Origin of the sequence: Pseudomonas sp. JV449, assembly GCF_032424295.1 — a bacterium.
Lineage (GTDB): Bacteria > Pseudomonadota > Gammaproteobacteria > Pseudomonadales > Pseudomonadaceae > Aquipseudomonas > Aquipseudomonas marginalis.
The window spans coordinates 159,531-176,619 of record NZ_VYKD01000010.1; the positions used below are offsets into that span (position 1 = coordinate 159,531).

At 61.4% G+C, this 17,089-nt stretch carries 12 protein-coding genes; 5 read left to right on the plus strand and 7 right to left on the minus strand.

Annotated features, from left to right (window positions below; all coding sequences use genetic code 11):
• Positions 1-141 precede the first annotated feature (141 nt).
• Positions 142-357 (minus strand): ribosome modulation factor, encoded by a 216-nt coding sequence (gene rmf, locus F6S08_RS11340; protein ID WP_002553055.1) that lies wholly within the window; start codon positions 355-357, stop codon positions 142-144.
• A gap of 530 nt (positions 358-887) precedes the next feature.
• On the opposite strand from rmf, the gene rlmKL reads away from it, so the two are divergent.
• Together rlmKL and F6S08_RS11350 are read left to right on the plus strand one after the other, a co-directional pair.
• On the plus strand, positions 888-3,152 hold the full coding sequence (rlmKL, locus tag F6S08_RS11345; RefSeq protein WP_065924769.1) for a bifunctional 23S rRNA (guanine(2069)-N(7))-methyltransferase RlmK/23S rRNA (guanine(2445)-N(2))-methyltransferase RlmL: 2,265 nt from the start codon (positions 888-890) through the stop codon (positions 3,150-3,152).
• Positions 3,153-3,293: 141 nt separating this feature from the next.
• Positions 3,294-5,693: a GGDEF domain-containing protein gene (locus F6S08_RS11350; RefSeq protein ID WP_137212083.1), complete on the plus strand. Its 2,400-nt coding sequence runs from the start codon at positions 3,294-3,296 to the stop codon at positions 5,691-5,693.
• Positions 5,694-5,702: 9 nt separating this feature from the next.
• Here F6S08_RS11350 and dacB read toward each other — a convergent pair whose 3' ends face one another.
• Complete coding sequence (gene dacB / locus F6S08_RS11355; RefSeq protein WP_065924767.1) at positions 5,703-7,163, minus strand: D-alanyl-D-alanine carboxypeptidase/D-alanyl-D-alanine-endopeptidase; 1,461 nt, start codon at positions 7,161-7,163, stop codon at positions 5,703-5,705.
• A gap of 237 nt (positions 7,164-7,400) precedes the next feature.
• Between dacB and F6S08_RS11360 the strand changes: the two genes are divergently transcribed.
• The gene (locus F6S08_RS11360; protein ID WP_010208515.1) at positions 7,401-7,745 is read left to right on the plus strand and encodes a YggL family protein; all 345 of its coding nucleotides are present in this window, start codon (positions 7,401-7,403) and stop codon (positions 7,743-7,745) included.
• Positions 7,746-7,782: 37 nt separating this feature from the next.
• Here the strand turns inward: F6S08_RS11360 and F6S08_RS11365 are convergent, their stop codons facing one another.
• Entirely contained in the window at positions 7,783-8,973 is a 1,191-nt protein-coding gene (locus F6S08_RS11365; protein ID WP_315871594.1) for a benzoate/H(+) symporter BenE family transporter, read from the minus strand.
• Between the two features lie 245 nt (positions 8,974-9,218).
• On the opposite strand from F6S08_RS11365, the gene F6S08_RS11370 reads away from it, so the two are divergent.
• Positions 9,219-9,983 carry a GntR family transcriptional regulator gene (locus F6S08_RS11370; protein ID WP_065924765.1) on the plus strand — a complete coding sequence of 255 codons (765 nt, stop codon included), beginning with the start codon at positions 9,219-9,221 and terminating at the stop codon, positions 9,981-9,983.
• 127 nt (positions 9,984-10,110) lie between these two features.
• Here F6S08_RS11370 and guaD read toward each other — a convergent pair whose 3' ends face one another.
• From guaD to xdhA, 4 genes are read right to left on the minus strand one after another with little or no spacing between them, the layout of a single operon-like run.
• Positions 10,111-11,415 (minus strand): guanine deaminase, encoded by a 1,305-nt coding sequence (gene guaD, locus F6S08_RS11375; protein WP_315871595.1) that lies wholly within the window; start codon positions 11,413-11,415, stop codon positions 10,111-10,113.
• 7 nt (positions 11,416-11,422) lie between these two features.
• Positions 11,423-12,265 (minus strand): xanthine dehydrogenase accessory protein XdhC, encoded by an 843-nt coding sequence (xdhC, locus tag F6S08_RS11380; RefSeq protein ID WP_315871596.1) that lies wholly within the window; start codon positions 12,263-12,265, stop codon positions 11,423-11,425.
• 42 nt (positions 12,266-12,307) lie between these two features.
• Positions 12,308-14,707 carry a xanthine dehydrogenase molybdopterin binding subunit gene (gene xdhB, locus F6S08_RS11385; RefSeq protein ID WP_315871597.1) on the minus strand — a complete coding sequence of 800 codons (2,400 nt, stop codon included), beginning with the start codon at positions 14,705-14,707 and terminating at the stop codon, positions 12,308-12,310.
• Positions 14,700-16,148: a xanthine dehydrogenase small subunit gene (gene xdhA / locus F6S08_RS11390; RefSeq protein ID WP_065924761.1), complete on the minus strand. Its 1,449-nt coding sequence runs from the start codon at positions 16,146-16,148 to the stop codon at positions 14,700-14,702. The genes xdhB and xdhA overlap by 8 nt, the downstream gene beginning before the upstream one ends.
• 280 nt (positions 16,149-16,428) lie before the next feature.
• Here xdhA and F6S08_RS11395 point away from each other — a divergent pair, with 280 nt between their 5' ends.
• Positions 16,429-17,088 (plus strand): GntR family transcriptional regulator, encoded by a 660-nt coding sequence (locus F6S08_RS11395; RefSeq protein ID WP_027603706.1) that lies wholly within the window; start codon positions 16,429-16,431, stop codon positions 17,086-17,088.
• Position 17,089 lies beyond the last annotated feature (1 nt).

Consider the following 17,089-nt stretch of genomic DNA (forward strand, 5'->3'; position numbering starts at 1 on the left):
CTACGGTAGTCCTCATTATTCTCAGGCCAATAAAAAGGGCTCCTTAAGAGGAGCCCCTGGGCCGAAGCCCGCCGCCTGGATAGGGCGTGCGTGGTTAAGTCGCTACATATTCGAGGTGGTGTCGGAATTAAATGCCCTTGATTAGCCGACGGCGTGAAGTTCGTTGAGTCTGTGGATTCCCGCAGTGCCAGTCATACCGTCCCAGTTGTCGCCGCGTCCTTCTCGCCAGCCGTTGATCCAGGCTTGGCGTACCGACGGTAGAGTAAATGGGCAAAGCTCACGGGATTTGCCATGAACGCCATATTGATATCCGCGTAAAAATGCTCTTTCCAACGGATCACGCTTAAGTCTTCTCATAGGGTGTTTCCCTCACTTGTTGACTGTCTTGATATCCTTCGGCCTCGTCTGAGGCCGGGCAGAGTTTTTCTGCCGTTGGTGGGCTCGCTGCCGGCGTGGCGAGCCTAGGTGTCGGCGTCGTTACGGCGCCAACCTGTGTTGAGTTCTAACCAATAGGTCACATGGATTCAATGATCGTTTTGTCATAAGCACGTAACGATAACGATGCTATAGCCATAAGCTGGGATGGCTTTTCGCCCCATTTGTTGGGCAAAGCCAGCTATGATGCACCCTGCAAAGAGGATGGGTTTAATCCTTTAGTGAGAATGTCCTTCTGTTGCTGTCGGTTATTATTCGACGAAGGGTCGGAATATTTCTTTTTGTTGCGTCAAATTCTCTCTGCCCCGTCAATAAAGGCTCCAAGGCCCGTCAGACGGGGTGGAACGGCACATTCGTGCCACGCGAGCACTCTTCAAGAAAAGTGCTTGATTGAAAACCGAGCCGGCGATGCGTCGCCCGTTCACTTATTGCTGAAAAGCCTGGAATGCCCCATGTCGGACCGTTTTGAACTCTTCCTCACCTGCCCCAAGGGCCTCGAAGGCCTGCTGATCGAGGAAGCCGTCGGGCTTGGCCTTGAGGACGCCCGCGAGCACACCTCGGCCGTGCGCGGCATGGCCGACATGGAAACCGCTTATCGCCTGTGCCTCTGGTCGCGCCTGGCCAACCGTGTGTTGCTGGTGCTCAAGCGCTTCCCGATGAAGGACGCCGAAGACCTCTACCACGGTGTGCTGGATATTGAATGGGCCGATCACATGGTTTCTGACGGTACCCTGGCGGTGGAATTCAGCGGTCACGGCTCAGGCATCGACAACACCCACTTCGGCGCGCTGAAGGTCAAGGATGCGATCGTCGACAAGCTGCGCACTCCGACCGGCGAACGCCCGTCCATCGACAAGATCAACCCGGACCTGCGCATCCACCTGCGCCTGGACCGTGGCGAAGCGATCCTGTCCCTTGACCTGTCCGGCCACAGCCTGCACCAGCGCGGCTACCGCCTGCAGCAGGGCGCCGCGCCGTTGAAGGAAAACCTCGCGGCGGCGATCCTGATTCGTGCCGGCTGGCCGCGCATTGCTGCCGAAGGCGGCGCGCTGACTGACCCGATGTGCGGCGTGGGCACCTTCCTGGTGGAAGGCGCGATGATCGCCGCCGACATGGCACCTAACCTGAATCGCGAATTGTGGGGCTTCACCACCTGGCTCGGCCACGTCCCGGCGCTGTGGAAAAAACTCCACGCCGAGGCCACTGAACGCGCGGCCATCGGCATGAACAAGCCGCCGTTGTGGGTGCGGGGCTACGAAGCCGACCCGCGCCTGATCCAGCCCGCCCGCAACAACATCGAGCGCGCCGGCCTGAGCCACTGGATCAAGGTGTACCAGGGCGAAGTCGGCACCTTCGAGCCGCGCCCGGACCAGAACCAGAAAGGCCTGGTGATCTGCAACCCGCCCTACGGCGAGCGTTTGGGTGACGAAGCCAGCCTGTTGTACCTCTACCAGAACCTCGGCGAGCGCCTGCGCCAGGCCTGCATGGGCTGGGAAGCGGCGGTGTTCACCGGCGCGCCGGACCTGGGCAAGCGCATGGGGATCCGCAGCCACAAGCAGTATTCGTTCTGGAACGGCGCATTGCCGTGCAAGTTGCTGCTGATCAAGGTCAACCCGGATCAGTTCGTCACCGGCGAGCGCCGTACCCCGGAACAGCGCCAGGCCGAACGTGAGCAGGCGGTTTACGACCAGGCCCCGGCCGAGCCGCAGGAGCGCCAGTACAACAAGAACGGCAACCCGATCAAGCCCGCCCCGGCCCCCGTGGTCGAGCAGGCGCGCCTGAGCGAAGGTGGGCAGATGTTTGCCAACCGCCTGCAAAAGAACCTCAAGCTGCTGGGCAAGTGGGCCAAGCGTGAAGGGGTGGATTGCTACCGCGTATACGACGCCGATATGCCTGAATACTCCATGGCCATCGACCTGTACCACGATTGGGTCCACGTGCAGGAATACGCTGCGCCAAAATCCATCGATCCGGAAAAAGCCTCGGCCCGCATGTTCGACGCCCTGGCGGCCATTCCCCAGGCGCTGAACATCGACAAGAGCCGCGTGGTGGTCAAGCGTCGCGAGCGCCAGAGCGGTACCAAGCAATACGAGCGCCAGAGTGCCCAGGGCAAGTTCACCGAGGTCAGCGAAGGCGGCGTGAAGCTGCTGGTCAACCTCACCGACTACCTGGACACCGGTCTGTTCCTCGACCACCGTCCGATGCGCATGCGTATCCAGAAGGAAGCGGCCGGCAAGCGTTTCCTCAACCTGTATTGCTACACCGCCACCGCCAGTGTGCACGCAGCCAAGGGCGGCGCGCGCAGCACCACCAGTGTCGACCTGTCCAAGACCTACCTGGACTGGGCACGTCGCAACTTCTCGCTCAACGGTTTTTCCGACAAGAACCGCCTGGAGCAGGGCGATGTGATGGCCTGGCTGGAGGCCAGCCGCGATGAGTTCGACATGATCTTCATCGACCCGCCGACCTTCTCCAACTCCAAGCGCATGGAAGGCATCTTCGACGTGCAGCGCGACCACGTGCAGTTGCTTGACCTGGCCATGGCGCGCCTGGCACCGGGTGGCGTGCTGTACTTCTCGAACAACTTCCGCAAGTTCCAGTTGGAGGACAATCTCAGCGAACGCTATGCGGTCGAGGAAATCAGCGACAAGACCATCGATCCGGATTTTGCGCGTAATGCGAAGATCCACCGGGCGTGGAAAATCACTGCTCGCTGATCGCCGCCACGAAAAAGCCGCAAGCCTGGACTATTCCGGGCTTGCGGCTTTTTTACGCTGGTCAAACCCTGGGCCGATGGCTATAACTTAAGGCCTAGCCAAAGTGACACCCCCCGCACGCTGGCGTTGTGAGTGTTGCCTATGCCGTTGCAAGCCGTTCGCCCGAAAATCCTAGGCTTTATCAGTGAACAGGCGTCGGCTTGGCTGGTGGCGTTGGTGGTGTTATTGGCAGGTTTTGCGCTGACGGCCATCGTCGCCTGGGCGGCCTCCGACCTCTATCAGCAACAGGTTCGCCAGCGCTTTCAGTTGCTGGTCAACGAGCGTTACAGCCGCTTGCAGGAACGTTTCGAGGATCAGGAACAACGCCTGAACAGCCTGCGGCGGTTCTTCGTCAACTCCGATGTTGTGTCCCGCGAGGAGTTCGACGGGTTTGCCCAGCCGTTACTGTTGCGCGCCCGGGCCTACGCCTGGGCACCCCGTGTGTTTCGCGGACAGCGCAGCCAATTTGAACAAGAGGTGTCCCGCCTGCGTGGGGTACCCTTTGTTATCCGTGAACTTAATAGCGTCGGCGAACTGGCCCCGGCGCCCGAGCGTGATGAATACGTTCCGGTGCTCTATAGCCAGACTCAAAGCCTGCTGGGGTCGCCCCTGGGTTTTGATCTGTTGGCCCAGCCCCTGCGGCGCTCGACCCTTGAGCGGGCGCAAAAGAGCGGCAAGCTGGCGGTGTCCCAACCGATGCAGTTGGTGGGGGTCGAGCCGGCTTATGCCACGGGTGTATTACTGGTCGCGCCGGTGAGTCACCTGCCCACGTCCGAGCCGTCCCCAAATGAGCCATACGGTTACGTAATGGCGGTGATCAGCATGCGCCAGTTGGTCGCCGAGGGCTTGCCAAAAGCGGAGCGGGACAACCTGGTGATGCAGATCGTCGACACCTCCGACTTGCAAAAGCGCGTGCTCTTCGAGTCCGGCAATGCCGTGGCCAACAGTGACCTTGCTGGCGCGCGTCGCCTGACCCTGGGCGATCATGTGTACGCCCTGAGCCTGCGCCCGAGCAAGGTGTTCGAGCAGGCCAACTATTCCTCGCTGTCCACGATCCTGACCATGGGTAGCCTACTCAGCCTGCTGCTCAGCGCCTTGCTCTATGTGCTGGTGAGCCAGCGCCAGCGTGCGTTGAAACTGGTGGAGCAACGCACTGTGCAGTTGCGCTTGCGTGAGCAGGAACTACGTGGTGCCCATGGCCAGTTGCGCAGCGTACTCAACGCCGCTACCCAAGTGGCGATCATTGCCACTGACTTGCGGGGCGTGATCAACACCTTCAACGCCGGTGCCGAGCAGATGCTGGGGTACGAGGCCGACCAGGTGGTGGGCAAGCTGACCCTGGAAAGCCTGCACTTGGCGTTGGAGCTGGAGGCACGTTCCGCGAGCCTGAGCGTGACCTTGGGCAAGCGTATCCCGGCGAGCCAGGCGATGCTGGTGGAAAGCCCCGACAACCTGCACGAAGCCCGGGAGTGGACCTTGGTCCGCCAGGATGGCAGTCAGTTGATTGTGAACATGTTGGCCACCGTATTGCTGGATGACCATGGTCTGTGGATCGGTCACCTCGCGATTTACCTGGACGTCACCGAGCAGAAACGCGCTTACGAGGCCCTGGCGGCGCGGGACCGCCTGCTCAAGAAACTCAGTGCCCACGTACCCGGGGGGATCTTCCAATTCACCCTGGAACCCCAGGATAACTGGCGCTTTATCTACGCCAGCGACGGCATGCGCGATATCTATGAAATCGAGGTCAGCGCGTTGCAGCGGGATGCGACGAAGGTCTTCGAGCGAATCCACCCGCTGGACGCGGAACGGGTGCGGGCCTCGATTCGCCTGTCGGCATTGCAGTTGAGCCACTGGCGCGAAGAGTACCGGGTGCAGTTGCCGCAACGGGGGTTGCGCTGGATTCGCGGCGAGGCCACCCCGGAAGAGTTACCGGGGGGCGGTACGCTGTGGCATGGCTATGTGTCGGACATTTCGGACTTGAAGCGGGTTGAAGAGGAGCTGCGCGCGCTGTCCATCACAGATTCCCTGACCGGGATTCACAACCGTCGCTATTTCCAGGACCGCCTCAGGACCGAGATGGCGAGACTCAACCGGACCAGTGGGGCGCTGTCGGTGATCATGCTCGATATCGATCATTTCAAGCGTATCAACGACCAGCACGGGCATGCGGTTGGCGACGGGGTGTTGCAGGAGTTATGCAGGCGCATCAGTCAGCGTCTGCGCCGCACCGACGTGTTCTGCCGCCTGGGGGGCGAGGAATTCATGGTGCTGTGCCCCAATACCGATGGCGAGCAGGCTTATGGCCTGGCCATGGAGTTGTGGCAATCCCTGCGTAACCTGCCGATGGAGCCTGTGGGCATCGTCACCGCCAGCTTTGGTGTGGCCAGCTGGCGGGTGGATGAAGGCATTGATGGCCTGTTGTTGCGTGCCGACTCGGCGGTGTACGTGGCCAAGCAGGCGGGCAGGGACCGGGTAGAGGCCGAGAAGGCGCGGGCCTGATGCTCGCTCCTATAGGACGGGAGCCGCCGCCGCCAGTTTTGGCTGGCGGTACAGATCCAGCAGCACCTGGTCCAGCACCGACGACGCGCCCCACGGCTTCGGATCGTTGAGGATCGCCACCACCGCCCAGGTGTTGCCGTTGTTGTCGCGGCTGAACCCGGCAATGGCGCGCACGGTATTCAAGGTACCGGTCTTGACGTGGGCTTCGCCGCGCATGGCGGTGGTCTTCAGGCGTTTGCGCATGGTGCCGTCGGTGCCGGCGATCGGCATCGAGCTGATGTATTCCGCAGCGTAGGGGCTTTTCCAGGCGGCTTGCAGCATGGCGGCCATTTCGCGGGCGCTGACCCGTTCGGCACGGGACAGGCCCGAACCGTTCTCCATCACCAGGTGTGGCGCGGTGATGCCTTTCTTCGCCAGCCACTGGCGCACCACACGTTGCGCGGCCTTGGCATCGTCGCCGTCGGCATCGTTGCGGAACTGCGCGCCCAGGCTCAGGAACAATTGCTGGGCCATGGTGTTGTTACTGTATTTATTGATGTCGCGGATGATTTCCGCCAGGTCCGGCGAAAAGGCGCGGGCCAGTACCTTGGCATCCTTGGGCACCGGTGCCTGGATATCGCGGCCCTGGATGCTGCCGCCCAGTTCCTGCCAGATCGCCCGTACCGCGCCAGCGGTGTAGGTGGCGTGGTCCAGCAACGACAGATAAGTCTGCGAGCTGCAGCCATCGGCCAATTGGCCGCTGACGGTGACCGTCATACTGCCATCGGCGCCTGTGACCGGGTTGTAGCGTACGTCGCCGGTGCACTGCTTGGCGTTGGAGGCCTTGACCTGGTTGTCGATGCGGATGCTGGCAATCGGCGGCTCGACCGAGACGAGCACGCGCCCCGAATCGTTACGGGTCACAAAGCGCAGGGCCTTGAGGTTGACCAGCAGGGCGTCGGGCTTGACCAGGAACGGTTTGTTCTCGTCGTTGCCGTCATCATTGAATTCCGGCAACTGCGGTTGGTTGAAGAAACTGCGGTCCAGCACCAGGTCACCGGTGACTTGCTGCACGCCATTGGCCCGCAGGTCGCGCATCAGCAGCCAGAGTTTTTCCATGTTCAGCTTGGGGTCGCCGCCGCCCTTGAGGTACAGGTTGCCGTGCAACACGCCACCGCTGAGGGTGCCGTCGGTGTAGAACTCGGTTTTCCACTGGTGGTTGGGGCCGAGCATTTCCAGGGCCGCATAGGTGGTGACCAGTTTCATGGTGGAGGCCGGGTTTACCGAGACGTCGGCGTTGAATACCGTGGGGGTGCCGGGGCCGTTCAGCGGGATCATCACCAGGGACAGCGCAGTGTTTTGCAGCTTGGCTTTGGCGAGTGCCTGCTGGACGTTCGGGGGCAGGGTGTTATTGATCGGGGCAGCGGAGGTGGAAAAGGCCAGTGGCAGGAGAAAACTGGCGAGTAGCAATGGACGCAAAGATTTGATCATAAGAAGTAAAACCCTACTGCTGAGGAGGGTGAAAAAGGCGAGGGGTAGATAGGAAAATTCCCTCAATGGTCATGAAAGTGTCGGCATTATGCCCCAAGGTGAAGGCACTTGTAGCTGAACGATAGCTGGTAATTGGCGTTTTTTTAACAGCAAACGGCCGCCTGTCCCAGAGAGTCGGGCAATCGTCGTCTTAAACTGCTAAAGTGCCGCCCGTTATTACTTATGAGGATTGTTCCAATGGCGACTAACCGTTCCCAGCGTCTGCGCAAAAAACTGTGCGTTGATGAATTTCAAGAGCTGGGTTTCGAACTGAACCTGGACTTCAAAGAAGGCCTGAGTGAAGAAGCTATCGACGCTTTCCTCGAAGCATTCATCAAAGAAGCCATGGAAGCCAACGGCCTGGGCTATGTCGGCGGCGATGACTACGGTCTGGTTTGCCTGCAGAAGCGTGGCTCGGTCTCCGAAGAGCAGCGCGCTGCCGTCGAAGCCTGGCTGAAAACCCGTTCCGAGCTGACCAAGGCTGAAGTCAGCCCGCTGCTGGACGTGTGGTATCCGGAAAAGCCGATCAACGCGGCTAAGTGATACTGAAAAAAACGGCGACCTGAGGGTCGCCGTTTTTTTATGCCTTGCGCCAGTTCAGAATCAGCAGCGTCAACACCCCCGCCACAATCCCCCAGAACGCCGAGCCGATGGAAAACAACGTCAAGCCTGACGCGGTGACCATAAAGGTGATCAGCGCCGCTTCCCGTTCCTTCGGCTCATTCATGGCGATACTCAAGCCATTGATGATCGAGCCAAACAAGGCCAAGGCCGCAATCGACAGCACCAGTTCCTTGGGCAAGGCTGCGAACAGTGCCGCCAGTGTTGCGCCGAACACCCCGGCTATCCCGTAGAACACCCCGCACCATACGGCGGCGGTGTAGCGTTTATTACGGTCTTCATGGGCGTGGGGGCCGGTGCAGATCGCTGCGCTGATCGCCGCCAGGTTGATGCCGTGGGAGCCAAAGGGCGCCAGCACCAGCGAGGCCAGGCCGGTGGCGGTGATCAGCGGCGAGGCCGGCACGTTATAGCCATCGGCCCGCAGTACGGCGACGCCGGGCATGTTCTGCGAGGTCATCGCCACCACGAACAACGGAATCCCGATGCTGATGGTTGCCGCCAACGAGAAGTGCGGTGTCGTCCACACCGGCGTCGCCACTTCCAGGTGGAAACCGCTGAAGTCCAGCAAGCCCATCAGCCCCGACAGCAGGGTACCGATTATCAGGGCGGCCAGTACCGCGTAGCGTGGCGACAGACGCTTGATGATCAGGTAGGTGAAAAACATCCCCAGTACCAGGCCGGTGCGATGCTGCGCGGCGACGAAAATTTCGCTGCCGATCTTGAACAGGATCCCCGCCAGCAACGCGGCCGCCAACGATGCCGGGATGCGCTTGACCAGTTTTTCAAAGCTGCCGGTGAGCCCGCAGAGCGTCACCAGCACCGCGCAGGTGATGTAGGCGCCGATGGCCTCGCCGTAACTCACACCGCCCAGGCTGGTGATCAACAGCGCCGCGCCGGGGGTGGACCAGGCAATGGTGATCGGCGTGCGATAGCGCAGGGACAGGCCGATGCTGCAGACCGCCATGCCGATGGAAATCGCCCAGATCCACGAAGAAATCTGCGCCGTGGTCAAGCCGGCCGCCTGGCCGGCCTGGAACATCAGCACCAGGGAGCTGGTATAGCCGGTCATCATGGCGATAAAGCCGGCGACGACGGCGGAGGCAGAAGTGTCGGCCAGCGGGCGCAAGGGCGCTTGGGTGGCGTCGGTCATGGAGAGGTGTTCCTTTTACCTGGGTGTTTGCCGGTGACGGCGCAGATTCAAGCCTAAACTCAAACGTAACGACTCATTGCAATACAGACGGCACCGCAAACAGCCGTACAGTGTGTTGGCGCAGTGGGTTGTGTACAATGTGCGCTGTTTTTAGGTGATACTTGCCAGCGACCCCGTGTTGCCGTATTACCTTAAAGTTGCCGTATTACCGTTAATTCGCCGCCGTTCTCCCTACCCGAGTGCCCATGAACGAACAGTTGCAACCTCTCAAGAAACAACCGCGAGCCGGCAAGGTCGGTCGCAGCGGAACCCAGGACGATATCGTCTACGCGCATATCTTCGAGGCGATCCTCGAGCAGCGCCTGGCACCCGGTACCAAATTGAGCGAAGAGGCACTGGGCGAAATCTTCGGCGTCAGCCGCACCATTATTCGCCGCGCGCTGTCGCGCCTGGCCCATGAAGGCGTGGTGTTGCTGCGGCCCAATCGTGGCGCGGTGGTGGCGAGCCCAAGCGTGGAAGAAGCACGCCAGGTGTTCCTGGCCCGGCGCCTGGTAGAGCGGGCGATCACCGAGCTGGCGGTGCAGCACGCCACCGCCGAGCAACTGGCCGAACTGCGCCAGATGGTCAACGACGAGCGCGACAGCTTCTCCCGCGGCGATCGCGGGGCGGGCATCCGCCTCTCCGGCGAGTTCCACCTCAAGCTGGCCGAGGCCGCGAAAAACGCGCCGCTGATCAGCTTCCAGCGCAGCCTGGTGTCCCAGACCTCGTTGATCATCGCCCAGTACGAAAGCGGCAACCGCTCGCACTGCTCCTACGATGAGCACACGCAACTGATCGACGCTATCGAAGCGAGGGACGCGGCGCTGGCGGTGAATTTGATGATGCATCACATGGATCACATCGACAGCAAGCTCAACCTCGACGAGGAAAGTGCGTCGGATGATTTGCATGCGGTGTTCTCGCATCTGTTGCAGACCAAGAAGCCGGGGCGTTCTTCGGTCAAGCTGTAAACCCGATTAAAAAATGTGGGAGGGGGCTTGCTCCCGATGGCAGAGTGTCAGTCACTGAATTAAGTGCCTGATCCACCGCTATCGGGAGCAAGCCCCCTCCCACATTTGTTTTGTGTCGTGGCGCAGATCAGCGTTGGTGCACGAGTTGGCCGGCCGCATACGTCTGCAACACCGTCCGATCATCCCCCAGGGTCATCAACACGAACAACGTCTCGGCAATGTTATTGGCTTGCTTCAAGCGATAGCTCAGCAGCGGCGTGGCGTTGTAGTCCAGCACCAGGAAGTCGGCATCGGTGCCCGGCTGCAGCGTGCCGATCTTGTCTTCCAGGCGCAGCGCCCGCGCACCACCCAGGGTAGCCAGGTACAGTGACTTGAAGGGGCTCAACCGCGCGCCCTGCAGTTGCATGACCTTGTAGGCTTCGTTCAAGGTTTGCAGCAGCGAGAAACTGGTGCCGCCACCCACATCGGTGCCCAGGCCGACATTCAGCTTGTGTTTCTCGGCCATCGGCAGGTTGAACAGGCCGCTGCCGAGGAAGAGGTTCGAGGTCGGACAGAACGCCACCGCCGACCCCGTCTCCGCCAACCGTGCGCACTCGTCATCACACAGGTGCACGCCGTGGGCAAACACCGAGCGCTCGCCCAGCAGCTGGTAGTGGTCGTACACATCCAGATAGCCGCTGCGCTCCGGAAACAGCGCCTTCACCCACTCGACTTCCTGCTTGTTCTCACTGATGTGCGTCTGCATGTACAGGTCCGGGTACTCGCCCAGCAGTTGCCCGGCGAGCGCCAATTGTTCCGGCGTGCTGGTCGGCGCAAAACGCGGGGTGACCGCGTAGTGCAGGCGGCCCTTGCCGTGCCAGCGTTCGATCAGCGCCTTGCTTTGCTGGTAGCCGGATTCGGCGGTGTCGGTAAGGTAGTCCGGAGCGTTGCGGTCCATCATCACCTTGCCGGCGATCATGCGCAGGTCGAGTTTTTCCGCCGCCTCAAAGAATGCGTTCACCGACTGCGGATGCACACTGCCGAACACCAGTGCGGTGGTGGTGCCGTTGCGCAGCAGTTCCTTGATAAAAATGCCTGCGACTTCTTCGGCGTGGGCCTTGTCGGCGAACTGGCTTTCGCACGGGAAGGTGTAGGTGTTGAGCCAGTCCAGCAACTGCTCGCCATACGCGCCGACCATGCCGGTTTGCGGCAGGTGGATATGGGTGTCGATCAGGCCGGGGATGATCAGCGCATCCTGGTAATGGGTGATGTCGATGTCGGCAGGCAAGCTCGGCAGCAGGTCGGCGGCATGGCCCACGGCGCTGATCCGGCCGTTTTCGATCACCAGCAGGCCGTCTTCGAAATACTCGTAGGAGGCTTCGATCCCAACTTCAGCGGGGTCGGCGATGCTGTGCAGGAGGGCGGCACGGTAGGCTTTGCGAGTCAAAGGCATGGTCGTCTCAATTGATAGCTTGGCTTCGGCGCGAGGCCGGCAGCAATTTGGCAATGGGTTCGGCGCTCGCGGTGTGCTGGCCGAAACTGGCGTTATAGGTGGCGATGATTTCGCCGGCGATGGAGATGGCGATCTCCACCGGCAACTTGCCCTTCACCTCGCTGAGGCCCATGGGGCAACGCATGCGTTGCATCTGCGCGGCGTCGAAGCCGCGATCGCGCAGGCGGTGTTCGAACTTGACGCGTTTGGTCTTCGAACCGATCAGGCCGAAGTAGGCAAAGTCATTGCGCTTGAGCAGGGCGGCGGTGAGTTCCAGGTCCAGCGCGTGATTGTGGGTCATGACGATGCAGTAACTGCCCACCGGCAGGTCGGCAATTTCGTCCACTGGCTCTTCGCTGATGATTTTACGCACGCCCTGGGGGATATGTTCCGGAAACTCCTGCTCGCGGGAATCGATCCAGCGTACCCGGCACGGCAGGCTCGCCAGCAACGGCACCAGCGCGCGGCCGACATGGCCGGCGCCGAACACCGCGATCTGCGCCTGCACCTGGCCCATGGGTTCGAACAGCAGCACGGTGACGCCACCGCAGCACTGGCCCAGGCTGGCGCCGAGGCTGAAGCGCTCCAGATGGGTGTTCTGCTGGCCGCGCACGAGCATGTCGCGGGCGATCTGCATGGCCTTGTATTCCAGGTGCCCGCCGCCGATGGTGTCGAAGGTCTGCGCGGCACTGATCACCATCTTCGAACCGGCATTGCGCGGCGTGGAGCCGAGCTCTTCGATGATGGTCACCAGTACGCAGGGTTCGCCCCGGTTCTGCAGGTCGGCGAGGGCGCTGATCCAGTTGTTCATGTTTACCTCAACATTACTGTTGGCAGTTCGGCCGTCATCGGTCTAGAGCGAAGCCATTTCAGTTTCAGTCTCGACAGCTGTCGCCGTCTGCAACCTGCGCATCTGCTCACACCCCCACAACACCCGCTCCGGTGTCGCCGGCGCATCGATCTTCGGCTGATGGCGATAATCAGCCAGGCTCGCCACCGCGTCCTTGATCGCGCACCACGAGGCAATCCCGAGCATGAACGGTGGCTCGCCCACGGCCTTGGAATGGAACACCGTGTCTTCCGGGTTCTTGCGGTTTTCCACCAGCTTCACACGCAAATCCAAAGGCATGTCGGCCACCGCCGGGATCTTGTAGCTGGCCGGGCCGCAGGTCTCTAGCTTGCCCTTGTTGTTCCACACCAGCTCTTCCATGGTCAGCCAGCCCATGCCTTGGATAAAGCCGCCTTCCACCTGGCCGATGTCGATGGCCGGGTTCAGCGAGGCGCCCACGTCGTGGAGGATGTCGGTGCGCAGCATCTTGTATTCGCCGGTCAGGGTGTCGACGATCACTTCGCAGCACGCCGCGCCGAAGGCGAAGTAGTAGAACGGCCGACCGCGGGCCTGGCTGCGGTCGTAGAAGATTTTCGGGGTCTTGTAGAAGCCGGTGCTCGACAGCGAGACCTGGGCGAAATACGCCTGTTGGATCAGCGCTTCAAAGCTCAGGATCTGCTCGCGCACGCGCACATGACCGTTATGGAATTCCACATCCGCTTCGCTCACGTCGTACTTGCGCGCGGCAAACTCCACCAGGCGTTGCTTGATGGTTTCGGCGGCGTTCTGCGCGGCCTTGCCGTTCAGGTCCGCACCGCTGGACGCGGCGGTCGGCGAGGTGTTGGGCACCTTGTCGGTGTTGGTGGCGGTGATCTGCACGCGGTCGATGTCCACCTGGAACACTTCGGCCACCACTTGTGCGACCTTGGTGTTCAAGCCCTGGCCCATCTCGGTGCCGCCGTGGTTCAGGTGGATGCTGCCGTCGGTGTAGATATGGATCAGCGCACCGGCCTGGTTCAGGAAGCTCGCCGTGAACGAGATCCCGAATTTCACCGGCGTCAGCGCCAGGCCTTTCTTCAGGATCGGGCTGTGGGCGTTGTACAGGCGGATCGCTTCACGGCGCTCGGCGTATTGGCTGCTGGCTTCAAGTTCGGCGGTCATCTCTTCGAGCATGTTGTGCTCGACGGTCTGGTAGTAGTGGGTGACGTTGCGCTCGGTCTTGCCGTAGTAGTTGGCCTTGCGCACCGCCAATGGGTCCAGCGCCAGATGACGGGCGATGGCGTCCATCACTTCCTCGATGGCGACCATGCCTTGCGGGCCGCCGAAGCCGCGATAGGCGGTATTGGACGCGGTGTTGGTCTTGCAGCGATGGCCGTTCACCGTGGCATCGCCCAGGTAATACGCGTTGTCGGCGTGGAACATGGCGCGGTCGACGATCGAGTTGGACAGGTCCGGCGAGCAGCCGCAGTTACCGGCCAGCTCCAGGTTGATCCCGTGCAGGCGACCGCTGTCGTCGAAGCCCACGTCGTATTCGATATAGAAGGGGTGGCGCTTGCCGGTCATCAGCATGTCTTCGACGCGCGGCAGGCGCATCTTGGTCGGCTGGCCGGTGAGGCGCGCCACCACCGCGCACATGCACGCCGGGCTGGCGGCCTGGGTTTCCTTGCCGCCGAAACCGCCGCCCATGCGGCGCATATCGACGACGATCTTGTTCATCGACACATCCAGCACTTCGGCCACCAGCTTCTGCACTTCGGTGGGGTTCTGCGTGGAGCAATAGACGATCATGCCGCCGTCTTCGGTGGGCATTACCGAGGAAATCTGGGTTTCCAGGTAGAAGTGTTCCTGGCCGCCGATATGCAGGGTGCCCTGGAGGCGGTGCTTGGCGGTCGCCAGCGCGCCGGCCGAATCACCCCGTTGGTGGGTGTGGCTGTCGAGCACGAAGTGCTTGTTGCGAAAGGCCTCGACCACATCCAGCACGGGCTCCAGGTCTTCATATTCGATCACGGCCGCCATCGCGGCCTTACGTGCGGTGTCCAGGTCGCGGGCGGCCACGGCCAAAACCACCTGGCCGACGAACTGCACCGTGTCTATGGCCAGCAAGGGGTCGCCGGGCAGCAGCGGGCCGATGTCTTTCAGGCCCGGCACGTCTTCGTGGGTGATGACGATACGCACACCGTCGAAGGCGTAGCAGGGCGTGGTGTCGATGCGGATGATCCGGGCGTGGGCGCGGTCGGACATGCGTGCATACAGGTGCAGTTGGTTGGGGAATTCCAGGCGGTCATCGATGTACTGCGCTTCACCGGACACGTGCTTGGCGGCGCTGTCATGCTTGACGCTGCGGCCGACCCCGGAGGTCAGGTCCTGGGCAAACAGCGCGGCCAGTTCGGCCTGGGTTTTTTCCACGGCGTGATGGTTAGACATAAGCGGTCACCCGAGTCTCGATGTGCGGCGTTTGCAGTTCGATGAAGTATTTGCGCAGCAGGTTCCGGGCGCTGAGCAGGCGGTATTCCTTGCTGGCGCGGAAGTCCGACAGCGGGGTGAAATCCTCGGCCAGGGCAGCGCAGGCTTTCTCGACGGTGGCGGCGTTCCAGGTGGCACCGACTAACACGGCTTCGCAGTTTTTCGCGCGTTTTGGCGTGGCGGCCATGCCGCCGAACGCGACGCGGGCATCACTGATCACACCGTTGTCGATCTTCAGGTTGAATGCAGCGCAGACGGCGGAAATATCATCGTCCAGGCGCTTGGAAACCTTGTAGGCACGGAACAGCGCGTGGCCCTTGGGTACGATGATTTTCTCGATGAACTCGCTGTCCTGGCGCGCCGTCACACGGTAGTCGATGAAGTAGTCTTCCAGGGCCAACGTACGGCGCGTGTTGCCTTTGCACAGCACGATCTGCGCGCCGAGAGCGATCAACAGCGGCGGCGAATCGCCAATGGGCGAAGCGTTGCCGATATTGCCGCCCAGGGTGCCCTGGTTACGAATTTGCAGGGAAGCGAAGCGGTGCAGCAGGTCGCCGAAATCCGGGTATTCGTGGTGCAGCACGGTGTAGCAGTCGGAGAGGGCAGTGGCGGCGCCGATTTCCAGGCGGTCGTCGAAGTCCTCGATGCGCTTCATCTCTTCAATATTGCCGACATAGATCATCACCGGCAGGGTGCGGTGGAACTGGGTGACTTCCAGCGCCAGGTCGGTGCCGCCGGCCAGCAGGCGGGCTTGCGGGTAGGCGTCGTAGAGGTCGGCCAGGTCGGCAACGGTGAGGGGCACCAGGCAGCGTTTGTCGCCGCTGTTGAGTTCACCGGTTTGGGTCGGCGCGATGGCTTTGAGGCGGGCGATGGTCTCGGCCTGGCGGCTGTCGAACTGGTCCGCCGGTTTGTTGCAGCAGGCCTGTTCGGCGGCGGCCAGGATCGGCCGATAGCCGGTGCAGCGGCACAGGTTGCCGGCCAGGGCTTCGTGGGCCTTCTGGCTGTCGGGGGCGTCGCTGTTCTTTTGCAGGGCGAACAACGACATCACAAACCCGGGGGTGCAAAAGCCGCATTGTGAGCCGTGGCACTCGACCATGGCCTGTTGCACGCTGTGCAGTTGGCCCTGGTGCTTGAGGTCTTCGACGCTGATCAATTGCTTGCCGTGCAGCGACGATACAAATGTCAGGCAGGAATTGAGGCTGCGATAACGGATCTGCTCAACGCCCTGAGGGTCGGTGTGCAACTCGCCGACCACCACCGTGCACGCACCGCAGTCGCCGCTGGCGCAGCCTTCCTTGGTACCGGGTTTGCCCACATGCTCGCGCAGATAGTTGAGCACGGTCAGGTTGGGGTCCAGGGCGTGCTCGCTACGGAGTTCCTGGTTAAGTAAAAACTGGATCACGGAAGGCCTCGCAGACTCATTATTGTTGTTAACCGCTTTGCGCCGAATCTAGTCATGTCTGACTTTTCGGTCAATGATTTTCTGACTGGAAGGTCAGGAAATTGCGATCGCAACACTTTCAATTATGGTTCAGTCTTCTGAAACCGGCGTTTTTGGGGGCGTGTGGGTGTTCAGCTTTGCTTATTTCATGCCAAATTCGCCACGGTGGGCGTAGCGCCATCAGCGGGCCAATGCGCTACACTGCCGCGCTTGTACCGATAGACGATTTTGAAGGGAAAACATGACGTTCAAGGCGCCGGACAGTCTCGCCGAGCAAATCGCTCACCACCTCGCCGAACGTATCATTCGCGGCGATCTCAAGCCTGGGGAGCGGATCCAGGAACAGAAAGTCACGCTGGCGCTGAATGTCAGCCGTGGCTCCGTGCGTGAAGCTTTACTGATCCTCGAACGCCGCCACCTGATCGCGATCCTGCCGCGCCGTGGCGCCCATGTGACCGAGCTCACGGCGCACAAGGTGCAGAGCCTGTGCACGCTGATGAGCGAGTTGTATATCCTGCTTGGCAATGCGGTCGCCCAGGGCTGGCAGACCCAGGCCGACATGGCGCCGTTCGTCCAGATCCAGCAGCGCCTGGTGAGCAATTTCGAGCGCCAGGACATCCGCGCCTTTGTCGAAGAATGCTTCAATGTGATGCGCGCCGCGTACCCCTTCGCCAACAACCCGTATTTGCAGGAAACCGTCGAGAACCTGCAACCGGCGATGAACCGTGCCTATTACCTGGCCCTGGATCAGCGCAAGGCGTCCATGAGCGAGTACCTGGCGCTGTTCGAGCAACTGCTCGCCGCCGTACTCGCCCGTGACCTGGAGCAGATCCGCCAGGTGCTGTCGGCCTACTGCCAGCGCAGCAGCTCGCTGGTCATCGCTGCGTTGGCGGACGCCTAAA

Coding starts and splice junctions, on each gene's coding strand:
- guaD (WP_315871595.1), bottom strand. CDS start 11,415: ATGCCTTTGACTCGCAAAGCCTACCGTGCCGCCCTCCTGCACAGCATC.
- dacB (WP_065924767.1), bottom strand. CDS start 7,163: ATGATCAAATCTTTGCGTCCATTGCTACTCGCCAGTTTTCTCCTGCCA.
- F6S08_RS11350 (WP_137212083.1), top strand. CDS start 3,294: ATGCCGTTGCAAGCCGTTCGCCCGAAAATCCTAGGCTTTATCAGTGAA.
- F6S08_RS11395 (WP_027603706.1), top strand. CDS start 16,429: ATGACGTTCAAGGCGCCGGACAGTCTCGCCGAGCAAATCGCTCACCAC.
- F6S08_RS11370 (WP_065924765.1), top strand. CDS start 9,219: ATGAACGAACAGTTGCAACCTCTCAAGAAACAACCGCGAGCCGGCAAG.
- rmf (WP_002553055.1), bottom strand. CDS start 357: ATGAGAAGACTTAAGCGTGATCCGTTGGAAAGAGCATTTTTACGCGGA.
- rlmKL (WP_065924769.1), top strand. CDS start 888: ATGTCGGACCGTTTTGAACTCTTCCTCACCTGCCCCAAGGGCCTCGAA.
- F6S08_RS11360 (WP_010208515.1), top strand. CDS start 7,401: ATGGCGACTAACCGTTCCCAGCGTCTGCGCAAAAAACTGTGCGTTGAT.
- xdhB (WP_315871597.1), bottom strand. CDS start 14,707: ATGTCTAACCATCACGCCGTGGAAAAAACCCAGGCCGAACTGGCCGCG.
- xdhC (WP_315871596.1), bottom strand. CDS start 12,265: ATGAACAACTGGATCAGCGCCCTCGCCGACCTGCAGAACCGGGGCGAA.
- F6S08_RS11365 (WP_315871594.1), bottom strand. CDS start 8,973: ATGACCGACGCCACCCAAGCGCCCTTGCGCCCGCTGGCCGACACTTCT.